This window comes from Gordonia sp. NPDC003376, from assembly GCF_053589235.1.
The window spans coordinates 1-14,813 of record NZ_JBSFRM010000037.1 but is presented as its reverse complement, the minus strand read 5'-3'; the positions used below and the strand labels follow the sequence as shown (position 1 = coordinate 14,813).

At 66.7% G+C, this 14,813-nt stretch carries 9 protein-coding genes; 5 read left to right on the top strand and 4 right to left on the bottom strand.

The genetic code is table 11. The features are described 5' to 3' along the window. Positions 1 to 528: 528 nt before the first annotated feature. Both ACWDUA_RS23430 and ACWDUA_RS23425 read right to left on the bottom strand, forming a co-directional pair. Positions 529 to 2,022: an MFS transporter gene (locus ACWDUA_RS23430; protein ID WP_449753421.1), complete on the bottom strand. Its 1,494-nt coding sequence runs from the start codon at positions 2,020 to 2,022 to the stop codon at positions 529 to 531. A gap of 114 nt (positions 2,023 to 2,136) precedes the next feature. Next, positions 2,137 to 3,552, bottom strand: coding sequence for a short-chain fatty acyl-CoA regulator family protein (locus tag ACWDUA_RS23425; protein ID WP_449753420.1), 1,416 nt, complete (start codon positions 3,550 to 3,552; stop codon positions 2,137 to 2,139). Positions 3,553 to 3,671: 119 nt separating this feature from the next. Between ACWDUA_RS23425 and prpD the strand changes: the two genes are divergently transcribed. From prpD to ACWDUA_RS23405, 4 genes are all read left to right on the top strand, one after another. Continuing rightward, complete coding sequence (prpD, locus tag ACWDUA_RS23420; protein WP_449753419.1) at positions 3,672 to 5,183, top strand: 2-methylcitrate dehydratase PrpD; 1,512 nt, start codon at positions 3,672 to 3,674, stop codon at positions 5,181 to 5,183. Further along, complete coding sequence (gene prpB / locus ACWDUA_RS23415) at positions 5,183 to 6,100, top strand: methylisocitrate lyase (protein ID WP_449753418.1); 918 nt, start codon at positions 5,183 to 5,185, stop codon at positions 6,098 to 6,100. The genes prpD and prpB overlap by 1 nt, the downstream gene beginning before the upstream one ends. Next, the gene (locus ACWDUA_RS23410) at positions 6,097 to 7,239 is read left to right on the top strand and encodes a bifunctional 2-methylcitrate synthase/citrate synthase (protein WP_449753417.1); all 1,143 of its coding nucleotides are present in this window, start codon (positions 6,097 to 6,099) and stop codon (positions 7,237 to 7,239) included. Before prpB ends, ACWDUA_RS23410 begins: the two co-directional genes overlap by 4 nt. 112 nt (positions 7,240 to 7,351) lie before the next feature. Next, the gene (locus tag ACWDUA_RS23405; RefSeq protein WP_449753416.1) at positions 7,352 to 10,741 is read left to right on the top strand and encodes a pyruvate carboxylase; all 3,390 of its coding nucleotides are present in this window, start codon (positions 7,352 to 7,354) and stop codon (positions 10,739 to 10,741) included. 173 nt (positions 10,742 to 10,914) lie between these two features. Here ACWDUA_RS23405 and ACWDUA_RS23400 read toward each other — a convergent pair whose 3' ends face one another. Both ACWDUA_RS23400 and ACWDUA_RS23395 read right to left on the bottom strand, forming a co-directional pair. Beyond that, a complete protein-coding gene (locus tag ACWDUA_RS23400; protein WP_449753415.1) occupies positions 10,915 to 12,534 on the bottom strand; it encodes a 4-hydroxyphenylacetate 3-hydroxylase family protein in 1,620 nt (539 codons plus the stop codon). A 44-nt stretch (positions 12,535 to 12,578) separates the two neighbouring features. Next, a complete protein-coding gene (locus tag ACWDUA_RS23395) occupies positions 12,579 to 13,166 on the bottom strand; it encodes a flavin reductase family protein (RefSeq protein WP_449753414.1) in 588 nt (195 codons plus the stop codon). Positions 13,167 to 13,324: 158 nt separating this feature from the next. Here ACWDUA_RS23395 and ACWDUA_RS23390 point away from each other — a divergent pair, with 158 nt between their 5' ends. Beyond that, positions 13,325 to 14,263: an AraC family transcriptional regulator gene (locus tag ACWDUA_RS23390; RefSeq protein WP_449753413.1), complete on the top strand. Its 939-nt coding sequence runs from the start codon at positions 13,325 to 13,327 to the stop codon at positions 14,261 to 14,263. The last annotated feature ends 550 nt before the right edge of the window (positions 14,264 to 14,813 follow it).

Here is a 14,813-nt window from a genome sequence, read left to right as displayed (position 1 = left end):
TCGCGAGGACCCGTGTCGAAATCTCGGTCACCCGCGCTGGGTGCCGTTCACCTCTGAGGTGGTGTCGTCGTCGACGTCGGGCGTCGGAGGTTTCGACACGTCTCGTCGCTGCGCTCCTCGTCGGCTCAACCAGCGTGTGGGGCTCGCTGCGCTCCTGGTCGGCTCAACCAGCGTGTGGGGCTCGCTGCGCTCCTGGTCGGCTCGACCAGCGTGTGGGGCTCGCTGCGCTCCTGGTCGGCTCGACCAGCGTGTTCATCGGTGATTGAGCCGGGACCGAGCATCGCGAGGACTTGTGTCGAAATCTCGGTCACCCGCGCTGGGGGGTGAGCGTCTCCGAGGTGGTTACGACGCGACGTCGGGCGTCGGAGGTTTCGACACGTCTCGTCGCTGCGCTCCTCGTCGGCTCAACCAGCGTGTGGGGCTCGCTTCGCTCCTCGTCGGCTCAACCAGCGTGTGGGGCTCGCTGCGCTCCTCGTCGGCTCGACCAGCGACAATGGTGAGTGACCGGCTACTGCGTGCCGGTCGTCACTAGTCTGCGGGATCGATGATGTCCTCGATCACCGGGCGGCGCACCGTCGGGATGGCCAGCGCGATGGCGGCCGCGATCACGCACGCGGCCAGCGAGATGACCGACGCCAGGAGATAGCCGTCGCGACCCGGCACGTGTGCCACCACGGCACCGCCGACCGTCACGGGCACCGTCGCCCAGGTCAGGATCATCCCGACGACGGCGGCCGAGGCGGATGTTCCCACCACCCGCATCAGGGCGTTGACGCCGTTGGCCTCACCCGTTTGGGCCACCGGCACCGCCCGCATGATCAGCGCGGGCATCGCGGAATAGGCGATACCCAGACCGGCGCCCACCAGGCAGCTCATGATCAACATCAGCCACCATGTGAACGGCCAGTGGCCGGCGGTCACCACAACGAAGACGAGATAACCCGCACCGAGTACCGCACCACCGATCGCCAGCGACACCCGCGGACCGAAGCGGTCGGTGATCCGGGCGCTGACGTGGGAGAACACGAACATGAGGACGCCGCTCGGGGCGAGGATGAGGCTCGCGATGATCATCTCGTACCCCAGCCCATACTCCGCGGCGGTCGGTGCCATCAGCACCTGGATGGGCATCAGCTGCGACGAGTAGAAGGCGAAGCCGGTGGCGACGGAGGCCACATTGGTCAGCAGGACCGGCCGGTCGAGGACCACCCGCAGGTCGATCAGGGGAGTGCGACGACGCCATTCGAGAACCGACCACGCTGCGCCGACCACGAGGAAGGCGGCGAACATGCCGAGGGTCAGCGGCGACGACCACCCCCAGGCGGCACCCTTGGACAGGGGGAGGAGCAGGCAGGTCAGCACCACGGCCAGTCCGATGGCGCCGGGCAGGTCGAATCGGCCGCCGCTGGTCCCACGACTCTCCGGGACGGTCATCCGGATCCCGATCGCTCCGGCGATGCCGGCCACCGCACACAGCCAGAACAGGGCGTGCCAGCCGATGCCCTGTGCGACGGCGGCGCTGACCGGCAGACCGAGCGCGCCGCCGATGCCCAGCGACGCCGACATCGTGCCGACCGCCGAACCGAGATGGCGTGGGGGCACGATGTCGCGCATCACCGAGATACCCAGGGCGATGGTGCCGAACCCCAGGCCTTGCATCCCACGGCCGACCAGGAACGGGATGAGCGAACCGGACAGCGCACAGATCACCGAGCCGGCGGAGACACAACCCATGCTGGCCAGCAGCATGCGGCGTTTGCCGTACATGTCACCGAGTCGGCCGCCGATCGGGGTGATCACCGCGCCGGTGAGCAGGGTGATGGTGAGCGCCCACGTGGCATCGCCGGGAGACGCGTGAAGGAGATCGGGGAGCTGGGGGATCAGCGGGACGATGATCGTCTGCATCAGCGCCACCACGATGCCGGCGGCGCAGAGCACCGTCACCGCGGCTCGCGGGTGAGCGTCGGGAACGGAATCCGACCCGTCGAATTCCGATCCAACCGTGCGATCTGTCGCGGACACGTGGCATCAACCTCCGCGATCACGCTATCGCACGCCGTTCGGACCCCTGCGGATCCCTCTGGACCGGAACGGATCACACGGGGCCGCGAACGCCGCATTCGGGATTCGGACCCATCACGCCGGACGATAGGGGATGGAGTCGCTTCTGGTGGGGTCGATGTGAATGGATCGGCCGAGTTGGGGGAAGGCCCGTTGTGTGCACGCCGGCCGGTCGCAGACCTTGCAGCCGGCGCCGATCGGCACGACCGTGCGGTCGTCGCCGAGGTCGATCCCGGTGGAGTAGACAAGTCGGTCGGCGTGGGCGAGGTCGCAGCCCAGCCCGATCGCGAAACTCTTCTGCGGGGCCAGGAACCCGCGGTGCTCGTCGGTGGTGCGGGCGAGCCAGAAATAGGAGCGGCCATCGGGCATCTGGGAGACCTGCGTGACGATCCGGCCGGGGGTGGCGAACGCGTCGTGCACCACCCACAGCGGACAGCTTCCGCCGACCCGGGAGAAGTGGAAGGCGGTGGCGGACTGCCGTTTCGAGATGTTGCCTGCACGGTCGGTGCGGACGAAGATGAACGGGATCCCGCGACTGCCGGGGCGCTGCAACGTCGACAGGCGGTGGCAGACGGTCTCGAAGCCGACGTCGAAGCCGAGACCGAGGAGCTCGACGTCGTACCGGGCGTGTTCGGCGGCGGCGCGGAACCGGTCGTAGGGGAGCAGTAGGGCCCCGGCGAAATAGTTGGCCAGGCCGATCCGCGCCACCGGGACGGTGGCCGGTGCCAGGCCCGGCGCCGACGCGATCAGGGCGTCGATCACGCCGGACTGCTCGAGCAGGGCGAGCTGGGTGGCCAACTGGAAGGCGCGCTGCCCGGACGAGAGTCGACCGGCCAGATGGACGGTGCGCTCTGCGGTGTCGAAGCGCCGTTTCGGAACCGCAACGGCGGCAATCGGATCGGGCTCGTGGCTGATCGACACCCGGATGTCGTGGCGGCGTGCGAGCAGATCGGCCAGCTGCAGATCGAGGCCGCCGATGGTCAGCCCCTCGGTGGTGAACAAGTGCTCGGCGGCCTCGTCGAGCTCGCCGACGTAGTTCTTGCGGTCGTAGAAGAAGTCGCGGACCTCCTCGAACGGCATCGGATCGGTCGAGGTGGCCGGGTCGTCGACGCGGGCCCGGTGGGTCTCGAGCTCGGCGTTGGTCGCGGTGAGGCGTCGGTGCAGGGTCACCAGGGTGCGCCCGATCTCGGGCATCCGGCCGACGAGTTCGGTGATCTCGGCGCGTGAGACGTCGCCGCCGGCGGTGGCGGTGAGGACCTCGGCGAGGTCGGCGACCAGGCGGGCATCGGAATCGGCGGCGAAGTAGTCGGCGTCGAGGTCGAACTCGCGGGCCAGGGCGAGCAGCACCGGGACGGTGATCGGGCGCTGGTCGTTCTCGAGTTGGTTGACATAGCTGGTGGACTTCTCGATCCGGCGGGCCAGGGCTGCCTGGGACAGCCCCCGCTCGTCCCGCAACCGTCGCAGCCGCGGGCCCACGAACAACTTCACCATGCCGCACATGCTAGTCGCCGCCGTGTTCACAACATTCGCAAGATGCCGGTGCAGATTCCGCCGAAATACGCATTTGCCAGTACTTTCGCTGGTAATCGACCTCTGCGTACGGTGCGAACATGATCATTCACGACGTACGAGCACGCCGCAGTTCCGATGATTTCCCGCAGTCCGAACACCTCGCCCAGAAGATCGCGCGAGTGGCCGTCGACCCGGTTGCCGTCCCGGCGGACACCGCGGAGATGATCATCAACCGCATCGTCGACAACGCCGCCGTCAGCGCCGCGTCGGTGATCCGCCGACCGGTCACCTCGGCACGCGCCCAGGCGCTGGCGCATCCGCATGGCCCGGGCGGATCGGGCGCCGGTGTGTTCGGTGTCGGCGGCAACGTCTCGCCGGAGTGGGCCGCCTGGGCCAACGGCGTCGCGGTGCGTGAGCTCGACTTCCACGACACCTTCCTGGCCGCCGAGTACTCGCACCCCGGCGACAACATCCCGGCGCTGGTCGCCGTCGCCCAGCACGTCGGTGCCAGTGGTGCGGACCTGATCCGTGGCCTGGCCACCGCGTATGAGATCCAGATCGACCTGGTGCGCGGGATGTGCCTGCACGAGCACAAGATCGACCACGTCGCCCACCTCGGGCCGTCGGTCGCCGCCGGTCTGGGCACCATGCTCGGACTCGACGAGGAGACCATCTATCAGGCGATCGGCCAGGCGCTGCACCTCACCACCGCGACCCGTCAGTCGCGCAAGGGCCTGATCTCCAGCTGGAAGGCCTACGCCCCGGCGCACGCCGGCAAGATCGCCGTCGAGGCCGTCGACCGCGCCATGCGCGGCGAGGGCGCGCCCGCCCCGATCTGGGAGGGCGAGGACGGCGTGATCGCGTGGCTGCTGGGCGGATTCGACGCCGTCTACCAGATTCCGCTGCCCGGTGAGGGTGAGGAAAAACGCGCCATCCTGGACAGCTACACCAAGGAGCACTCGGCCGAGTACCAGAGCCAGGCCCCGATCGACCTGGCCCGCCGGATGCGTGACCGTGTCGGCAACCTCGACGACATCGAGTCGATCGTCCTGCACACCAGCCACCACACCCACTACGTGATCGGTACCGGGTCGGGTGACCCGCAGAAGTTCGATCCGTCGGCCAGCCGCGAGACCCTCGATCACTCGGTGCCCTACATCTTCGCCGTCGCCCTGCAGGACGGGACCTGGCATCACGAGACCTCGTATGCGCCGGAGCGGGCCAACCGTCCCGACACGGTCGAGCTGTGGAACAAGATCTCCACCGTCGAGGATCCGGAGTGGACCCGTCGCTACCACTCGACCGATCCCGCCGAGAAGGCCTTCGGTGCCAAGGCCGTGATCACGCTGCGCAACGGTGAGGTGATCACCGACGAGCTCGCCGTCGCCGACGCGCATCCGCTCGGTGCCCGCCCGTTCGCCCGCACCCAGTACGAGGCCAAGTTCACCACCATGGCCGACGGCGTGATCGAGGCCGACGAGCAGCAGCGGTTCCTCGCCGCCGCCGCCCGCGTCGCCGAGCTCGGTGCCGGTGAACTCGGTGAGCTGAATCTGCTGGTCGCCACGAACGTGCTCGACAAGGCTCCCACCGTCGGTAAGGGGATCTTCTGATGAGCGCCCTGTTCTCCTCGGGTGTCGCCGACACCGACAAGCGCAAGGCGCTGCGCGCCGGCCTGGCCTCCGGCGAGCTCCAGCGATGGCCGGGGGCGTTCTCCCCGCTGGTGGCCAAGCTGATCGCCGACGTCGGGTTCGAGGGCGTCTACGTCTCCGGTGCGGTGCTCTCGGCCGACCTGGGCCTGCCCGACATCGGACTGACCACGCTCACCGAGGTGGCCGCCCGCGGAGCGCAGATCGCCCACGCCACGGATCTGCCCGCGCTGATCGACGCCGACACCGGCTTCGGTGAGCCGATGAGCGCCGCCCGCACCATCGCGGCGCTCGAGGACGCCGGGCTGGCCGGCTGCCATCTCGAGGACCAGGTCAACCCCAAGCGGTGCGGCCACCTCGACGGCAAGGACGTGGTGTCGACCGACACCATGCTCAAGCGGCTGCGGGCCGCGGTGTCGGCACGGCGGGACGAGAACTTCGTCATCTGTGCCCGCACCGACGCCCGGGCGATCGAGGGCATCGACGCCGCCATCGACCGCGCCAAGGCCTACGTCGACGCCGGTGCCGACCTGATCTTCACCGAGGCGCTGCGCGACGTCGGTGAGTTCGAACGGTTCCGTGCCGCGGTCGACGTGCCGCTGCTGGCGAACATGACCGAGTTCGGCAAGTCCGATCTCCTGACCGCCGACCAGCTCCGCGACGTCGGCTACAACGCGGTGATCTACCCGGTTACCACACTGCGGATCGCGATGGGGGCGGTGGAGCGCGGACTGCGTGAGATCGCCTTGGCCGGCACACAATCCGGACTCCTCGGCGGGATGCAGCATCGCAGTCGGCTCTACGAGCTGCTTCGCTACGCCGACTACAACGATTTCGATTCCGATCTCTTCAATTTCACGCTCGAAGGAGTCCGATCATGAATTCCGTTGCAGCACCCGACGAAACGGCCACGCCGACCATCCACAAGGGGCTCGCCGGAGTCGTCGTCGACACCACCGCGATCTCCAAGGTGGTGCCCGAGACCAACTCCCTGACCTATCGCGGATACGCGGTGCAGGATCTGGCAGCCAGGTGTTCGTTCGAACAGGTCGCCTATCTGCTCTGGTACGGCGAGCTGCCCACCGACGCCGAACTCGCCGCATTCATCCAGCGCGAGAGGGCAAACCGACGGATCGATCGGTCGACGGCCGCGCTGTTGTCGCGGATCCCCGAGACGTGTCACCCGATGGACGTCGTCCGGACCGCGATCAGCTTCCTGGGGACCGAGGACCCGGCGGAGGACGATGCGTCGCCGGAGGCCAACCTCGACAAGGCGCTGCGGATGTTCGCGGTGCTGCCGACGATCGTCGCCGCCGACATGCGCCGGCGCCGCGGATTGGATCCCATTGCGCCGCATCACGGGCTGGGATACGCCGAGAACTTCCTGAATATGTGTTTCGGAGAGGTTCCCGACCGAGTGATCGTCCGGGCATTCGAGAAGTCGATGGTCTTGTACGCCGAACACAGTTTCAATGCTTCGACATTCGCCGCCCGCGTGGTCACGTCGACCAGGTCGGACATCTACAGTGCGGTCACCGCGGCGATCGGTGCGTTGAAGGGATCGCTGCATGGAGGTGCCAATGAGGCGGTCATGTACGACATGATCGAGATCGATCGTCCCGAACGTGCATCCGAATGGCTCACAAGCAAACTCGATCGCCGGGAAAAGGTGATGGGCTTCGGGCATCGGGTCTACAGATCCGGTGACTCGCGCGTGCCGACGATGAAGGAGGCGCTCACCGATGTGTCCCGACATCTCGGCGACACACGATGGCTGCAGATCTACGGCGAGCTCGAGAAGGCGATGGTCGACCGGACCGGTATCAAGCCGAACCTCGATTTCCCCACAGGCCCCGCCTATCACCTGATGGGATTCGAAATCGATTCCTTCACACCGATTTTCGTGATGAGCAGGATCACCGGGTGGACCGCGCATATCATCGAACAAACGGCCGCGAATGCGTTGATCCGGCCGCTCAGTTCTTATGACGGACCGCCACAACGCACGTTGTCGGCGTAGCCGACGACGGTGACCGCATCAGGGCTGCTGCGCACGCATCCGTGCTGTCGGGATATGGTCGGCGCGGAGCGTGTGTCCAGCAGGGCTGAAGCAGGAGCAGGGGTTTAGGACAATGTTCGACAAGGTATTGGTAGCCAATCGTGGCGAGATCGCCATCCGAGGTTTTCGTGCGGCCGTGGAGCTCGGTGCCCAGACCGTCGCCGTGTTTCCCTACGAGGATCGCAATTCGCTGCATCGGTTGAAGGCCGACGAGTCGTATCAGATCGGTGTGCCCGGGCATCCGGTGCGCGCGTATCTGTCGGTCGACGAGATCGTGTCGGCGGCGGTGCGGTGCGGAGCGGACGCGGTGTATCCGGGATACGGATTCCTGTCGGAGAACCCGGGGCTGGCACGGGCATGTGCGGAGGCCGGGATCACCTTCGTCGGACCGAGCGCCGATGTGTTGGACCTGACCGGTAACAAGGCCGAGGCGATCGCGGCGGCGCGGGCGGCGGGTCTGCCGGTCCTCGCCTCGTCGGAACCGTCATCGGATGTCGAGGAACTGGTGGCGGCGTCGTCGTCGATGCAGTTCCCGGTGTTCGTCAAGGCGGTTGCCGGTGGCGGTGGTCGCGGGATGCGGCGGGTCGATGACCCGAAGGATCTGCGGGAGGCGATCGGAGCGGCGTCGCGTGAGGCCGAGTCGGCCTTCGGTGATGCCACGGTGTTCCTCGAGCAGGCGGTGATCAACCCCCGTCATATCGAGGTCCAGATCCTCGCCGACACCCACGGCAACGTGATCCACCTCTACGAGCGGGACTGCAGTGTGCAGCGCCGCCACCAGAAGGTGGTGGAGCTGGCACCGGCCCCGAATCTCGATCCGGCGTTGCGGGACACGATCTGCGCGGATGCGGTCGCCTTCGCGAAGCAGATCGGCTACTCGTGTGCGGGCACGGTGGAGTTCCTGGTCGACGAGCAGGGCCGGCACGTGTTCATCGAGATGAACCCGCGCATCCAGGTCGAACACACCGTGACCGAGGAGATCACCGACGTCGACCTGGTGGGCGCCCAGTTGCGGGTGGCCTCGGGGGAGACCCTCGCCGATCTGGGGCTGACCCAGGATGCGATCGAGATCCGTGGTGCGGCGATGCAGTGCCGGATCACCACCGAGGACCCGACGGCCGGGTTCCGCCCGGACGTGGGCCGGATCACCGCCTACCGCACCCCTGGTGGTGCCGGTATCCGTCTGGACGGTGGGGCGAACCTCGGCGGTGAGGTCAGCGGGCACTTCGACTCGATGCTGGTCAAGCTGACCTGTCGTGGACGTGACTTCGCGACCGCGGTACGTCGGGCCCGGCGGGCGTTGGCGGAGTTCCGGATTCGTGGTGTGGCCACCAACATCCCGTTCCTGCAGGCCGTGCTCGACGACCCGGACTTCCGGGCCGGCCGGGTCACCACCTCGTTCATCGAGGAGCGGCCGTGGCTGCTGAACTCGCGGTCGTCGGCCGACCGCGGTAGCCGTATCCTGCACTATCTGGCCGATGTGACGGTGAACAAACCCCACGGGGAGCGTCCGACCACGGTGTACCCGCGGGACAAGCTGCCCGCCGTCGAGCGTGATCTGCTGGCCGGTCCGCCGGCCGGGTCGCGGCAACGTCTGCTCGACCTCGGTCCCGACGGGTTCGCCCGTGCCCTGCGTGAGCAGAAGGGGGTGGCCGTCACCGACACGACCTTCCGGGATGCCCATCAGTCGTTGTTGGCCACCCGGGTCCGCACGTCGGGGTTGTTGACGGTGGCGCCGTATGTGGCGGCCCTGACCCCGCAGTTGCTGAGCGTGGAGTGTTGGGGTGGGGCGACCTACGATGTGGCGTTGCGGTTCCTCAAGGAAGACCCGTGGGAACGGTTGGCGCAGTTGCGGGAGGCGATGCCCAACATCAACCTGCAGATGCTGCTGCGGGGTGCCAACACCGTCGGTTACACCCCGTATCCGACCAAGGTGACCTCGACGTTCGTCGCCGAGGCCGCCCAGACCGGGGTGGACATCTTCCGGATCTTCGACGCGCTCAACAACATCGAGCAGATGCGTCCGGCGATCGACGCGGTCCGTGAGACCGGCACCACGATCGCCGAGGTCGCGATGAGTTACACCGGTGACCTGGCGAACCCGGCCGAGGATCTCTACACCTTGGACTACTACCTGCGGTTGGCCGAGCAGATCGTCGACGCCGGTGCGCATGTGTTGGCGATCAAGGACATGGCCGGCCTGTTGAAGGCGCCGGCGGCGACGAAGTTGATCACCGCTCTGCGCGCCCACTTCGATCTGCCGATCCATGTGCACACCCATGACACCCCGGGTGGACAGTTGGCCACCTATCTGGCGGCGGTGCAGGCCGGTGCCGATGCCGTCGACGGTGCCTCGGCGGCGTTGGCCGGGACCACCAGCCAGCCCGCGTTGTCGGCGATCGTGGCGGCGTTCGCGAACACCGAACACGACACCGGACTCGACCTGGGTGCGGTATGTGATCTGGAACCGTTCTGGGAGGCGATGCGAAAGGTGTACGCGCCGTTCGAGTCCGGGCTTCCCGCGCCGACCGGTCGGGTGTACAACCACGAGATCCCGGGTGGTCAGTTGTCGAATCTGCGGCAGCAGGCCATCGCGCTCGGGTTGGGGAACCGGTTCGAGGCCGTCGAGGATGCCTACGCCGCCGCCGACGGTATGCTCGGCCGGCTGATCAAGGTGACCCCGTCGTCGAAGGTGGTCGGTGATCTGGCGTTGGCGTTGGTCGGTCAGGGGATCGATCCCGACGACTTCGCCGCTCATCCCGATTCCTACGACATCCCGGATTCGGTGGTCGGGTTCCTGCGGGGCGAGCTCGGTGACCCGGCCGGTGGCTGGCCGGAACCGTTGCGCACCAAGGCACTCGAGGGTCGTTCCCCGGCGCAGCCGGTCGTCGAGTTGTCGGCGGAGGACTCCGCCGCCCTCGACCAGCCCGGCCGTAAGCGTCAGGAAACGTTGAACCGGTTGCTGTTCCCCGGTCCCACCCGCGAGTTCGAGGAACACTTCGAGCGGTACGGTGACACGTCCCGGTTGTCGGCGAACCAGTTCTTCTACGGTCTGCGTTACGGCGAGGAACATCGGGTGGAACTCGAACCCGGCGTGGAACTGCTGATCGGTCTGGAGGCGATCAGCGATGCCGATGATCGTGGTATGCGTACGGTGATGTGTGTGCTCAACGGCCAGTTGCGGCCGGTACAGGTGCGCGACAAGTCGGTCGATTCCACGGTCGAGGCCGCGGAGAAGGCCGATCGTGGCAATCCGGGTTCGGTGGGTGCACCGTTCGCCGGGGTGGTGTCGGTGTCGGTGTCGGTGGGTGACGAGGTCGTCGCGGGAGCGGCGATCGGCACCATCGAGGCGATGAAGATGGAGGCGACGATCACTGCACCGGTGGCCGGGAAGGTCACCCGGGTGGCGATCGGTCCGGTCACCGGTGTCGCCCCGGGTGATCTGTTGATCGAGATCGGCTGACATCACCGCGACACCACGACGCCCCCGTCGACGATCACTCGTCGACGGGGGCGTCGTCATGTCAGCGCGCTCGACATCGTTCACCGAGCGTTCGAAAGCGTTCACGGGTCGCGGGATCCACCGATCGGGCGCCCGATCTCGTCGACCGGGCGCCCGATGGCATGGAGTGGGTGTCAGTTGCCGAAGTAGCTGACGTCGTCGTTGCCGATCAGGTCCGGCACGGTCCAGCCGTCGAGGTCGTACTCGGCCAGGCATGCTTCGGCGAGTCCCTTCATCTGGTCCACGCCGCCCCGGTTCTGTGCGGCGAACAGCAACTCGGCCTTGACGTTCTCGTGGTTACCCGAATAGTTGCGCTCGTACAGCTCGTGGCGGCCACCGAACTCGCTCCCGATCGAATCCCAGAGCGCCTTCATCACCTTGACGCGGTCGACGGCGGTGATCCCGTCGGATCCGCGCACGTACTTGTCGAGGTAGGGGCGGACATCGGGGCTCTTGAAGTCGGCGGCGCTCGACGGCAGGTAGATCAGGCCGGACGCGACGTCCTGCTCGATGATCTCCTTGATCCGCGGGTAGCCCTGCATCATGAACATCCGGTAGGTCAGGCCGTATTCGAGGCGTGGGATGACGGTGTCGCCGATCCACGGTTCCGGGTTGTGTGCCATCGCGTCGGTGAGGGTCCAGAACAGGTTTCGCCAGCCGATGACCTCACCGACGCGGGTCTGCACCCCGCGGAATCCACCGGCACCGGTGCAGTCGAGGGCCTTCATCAGCAGACCGGCGATGAAGTCGAGCTTCACCGCGAGGCGGGTGCAGCCCTGGAAGGTGAAGCGCGGCAGGAAGCCGGACTGCGGGAAGAAGGCGTTGATGCGCTCGACGTCGCCGTACATGAAGACGTTCTCCCAGGGCACGAGCACCTTGTCGAAGACGAAGATCGTGTCGTTCTCGTCCATTCGGCTCGACAGCGGGTAGTCGAACGGTGAGCCCATCACCGCGGCGTGTTCGGTGTACGACGACCGGCAGATCAGCTTGATGCCGGGCGCGTCCATCGGGACGGTGCAGATGAGCGCGAATTCCTTCTTCTTGATCGGCAGGCCGTAGTGGGCGATGAAGTTGTAGTTGGTGATCGCCGAGCCGGTGGCCACCACCTTGGCGCCGGAGACGATGAGTCCGGCGTCGGTTTCCTTCTCGACCTTCATGAACACGTCACCGACCTCGTCCGGCGGGAGCTGACGGTCCACCGGCGGGTTGATGATCGCGTGGTTCCAGTACAGGACCTTTTCCTGCGACTCCCGATACCAGCGTTCGGCGTTGGCCTGGAACGGCGCGTAGAGATCCTTGTTGGCGTGCAGGGTGCCCAGGAAGGATGCCTTGTAGTCGGGGGAGCGGCCCATCCAGCCGTACGTCATCCGCGCCCACTCGGCGATCGCGTCGCGCTCGGCGATGAGATCGGCACTCGACGTCGGGGCCTTGAAGAACGGCATGGTGACGCCGCCGTTGCCGGTGTCGGTGGCGGTGGTGACCTTGTCGCGGGTGGCCGGGTCGTGCATCGAGTCGTAGAGGCGGGCGGTCATCCGGATCGGGTTACGGAAGGCCGGGTGAGTGGTGACATCCTTGACGCGCTCACCGTGCAGCCAGATCTCGCGGCCGTCCTTGAGCGACTCGATGTACTCGTCGCCGGTCATCGGGCGCGATGCGAAATTCTGCTTGTTGTTCGCCGGGCTGTCGGCGGCCGGATTGGTCTGTGGTGCGTCGTTTGCATTCTGTGCGGCGTCGGGGCGCTCGATGGTGGTCACGATTGATACCTCTTTCTGATGGATCTGTCGGAACTCTTTATGAATCAGGCGGGGACGCCGGGGTTGGCCGAATGCTGTTCGCGGGTGAGGTGAAACGGTGTGAACGTGGTGTTGGAGTCGAACCAGCCAGAGTGCGGGTCGTCGGCGCACAGGCTCCACGCGGACGTCGCAGTCGGATTGCCGAGATCGTGAAAAGTGCTGCGGTAGTACAGCAGTGGTGGCTTCCCGGACGCTTCGGCATCGACGATCTCGCCGATGAAGATGATGTGGTCGCCGCCGTCGTAGCTGCGCCATGGTGTGCAGCTGAGCACGGCCGCACTGCCCTTCAGGATCGGTGCGCACGGACCGTCGGCCCAGGTGGGGCCGGGTTCGCTGGGGCGTCCAGCGAAGTGCATGGCGATGTCGAGCTGATCGGCGGCGAGGATGTTCACCGCAAACGGTGCATCGGACAAGTAATTGCACGCCTTGGACTTTCGGGTCAGCGTGACCTGACACAACCGCGGTTCCAGCGAGACCGCGGTGAATGCGGTGACGGTGGCTCCGTGCGGTTCGCCGTCCGCGTCGGTGCACGTGATCACCGTGACGCCACTCGCGAATTGTCCGAAGACGTTCTGTGATTGCTTCTTCTCCATAGTGGGCCACCTTTCCTCCGGAGCAGAATGTGAGGTAGAACATAAGTCGACCCCTGTGCCGTTGACGAGCCGCCGAACGCGACGTCCATCCGAAAAGCGCAGTCGAGTGACAAAGACCGGATCTCAGGTCGGAGAGCGGGGTCGGGAGGTGGTGAGAGGTGACGGTCGAACGAATCGGGATCGGCGGCGACGGTGGCTGGGACGTGGTGTCGGACGCGGTGTCGGAGGCCTATTTCCCCCATGAACTCACGCCGAGAGAGGCGCATCAGCCCGAACGGTCGGTGGATGTGGCCGTCACCGATGTGGGCCGGCTGAGGATCGCGCGGATCGGTTGGGGTGCGGAGGTGGCGGTCCGGTCCGACCATCCCGGTGCCTACGGCATCAATGTGCCGCTCGGCGGCGTGCTGGAGACCACGGTGGCGGGACGAACGGTGGTGTCGACGAGCGGGCTGGCGACGGTGAACCCGCCGGACACGCCGTCGGACATCACGCGGTGGTCGAGTGGATGCACCATCGTCGGCGTCAAGATCGCCCGTGACCTGGTGCAACGAGAGGCGGTGCGGATCTCGGGCGACACCGCTCCGCAGATCCCGGGACAGGTCGATCTGTCACGGCCCGAGGCGGCGAGCTGGTTTCGTCTGGTCCGCTCGGTCGCCACGCAGCCCGCCGACGACCCGCTGCTCGCCAATCCGCTGGTCGCCGATCAGCTCGCGGCATCATTGACCGACGCCTTCCTGCTGGCTGCACTGCCCGGCCCCGAGGCTGTCGGTGCGCCGCGCCCGAGGATCGTCACTCGCGTTCTGGACGCAATGCGTGCCGACCCTGCCCGGGCATGGACGGCCGGCGACATGGCCGAAGTGGCCGGGGTGAGCGTGCGCCGGCTGCAGGAGGGATTCCGCGAGTACGTGGGCAAGACTCCCCGGGAATGCCTGACCGATCTGAGGCTGCGTGGTGTCTACGATGAGTTGGCCGCTGGGGCATCGGATTCCGTGACCGACACCGCGATCCGGTGGGGATTCACCCACTCCGGGCGGTTCGCCAGCGCCTTCCGCAGGCGCTACGGCCTCACCCCGTCGCAGGTGATGCGCGAGACGTAGTCGAGCCGACGAGGAGCGCAGCGACGAGACGAGTCGAAACCCCCGCCGGACGAGATCGCCGGCGCGAGCACCACCGTTGACCCGAGTGGACCAGCGAATGGGGTTGTACCCATTGGTGGTTGAGCCGACGAGGAGCGTAGCGACAAGTCGAGTCGAAACCTCTGCCGGCCGAGCTCGGAACGCAGCCCATGTTAGAGGTGGTCACCGTCCGCGGTGACCTACCGAGGTTTCGACACGGGTCCTCGCTTCGCTCGGTCCCGGCTCAACCACCGAACAAGGTTGCCGCCGTTGATGGTTGAGCCGTCGAGGAGCGTAGCGACAAGTCGAGTCGAAACCTCTGCCGGCCGAGCTCGGAACCAAACCACCACTCAACACACACCACCACAAACAATTTCACCAAATCCTGCACACCCGTTCGAAGAACATGTACACTAGAGACACGCACTCGAACCCTGGGGGGGTGAGACCACATGTCAGACCCGACAACCACAATGCCACCCGACGCTGCGCACGCATTGGCATTGATCACCCAAGGCCTCGACCTGCTCGC

Coding starts and splice junctions, on each gene's coding strand:
- ACWDUA_RS23425 (WP_449753420.1), bottom strand. CDS start 3,552: ATGGTGAAGTTGTTCGTGGGCCCGCGGCTGCGACGGTTGCGGGACGAG.
- prpD (WP_449753419.1), top strand. CDS start 3,672: ATGATCATTCACGACGTACGAGCACGCCGCAGTTCCGATGATTTCCCG.
- prpB (WP_449753418.1), top strand. CDS start 5,183: ATGAGCGCCCTGTTCTCCTCGGGTGTCGCCGACACCGACAAGCGCAAG.
- ACWDUA_RS23410 (WP_449753417.1), top strand. CDS start 6,097: ATGAATTCCGTTGCAGCACCCGACGAAACGGCCACGCCGACCATCCAC.
- ACWDUA_RS23405 (WP_449753416.1), top strand. CDS start 7,352: ATGTTCGACAAGGTATTGGTAGCCAATCGTGGCGAGATCGCCATCCGA.
- ACWDUA_RS23395 (WP_449753414.1), bottom strand. CDS start 13,166: ATGGAGAAGAAGCAATCACAGAACGTCTTCGGACAATTCGCGAGTGGC.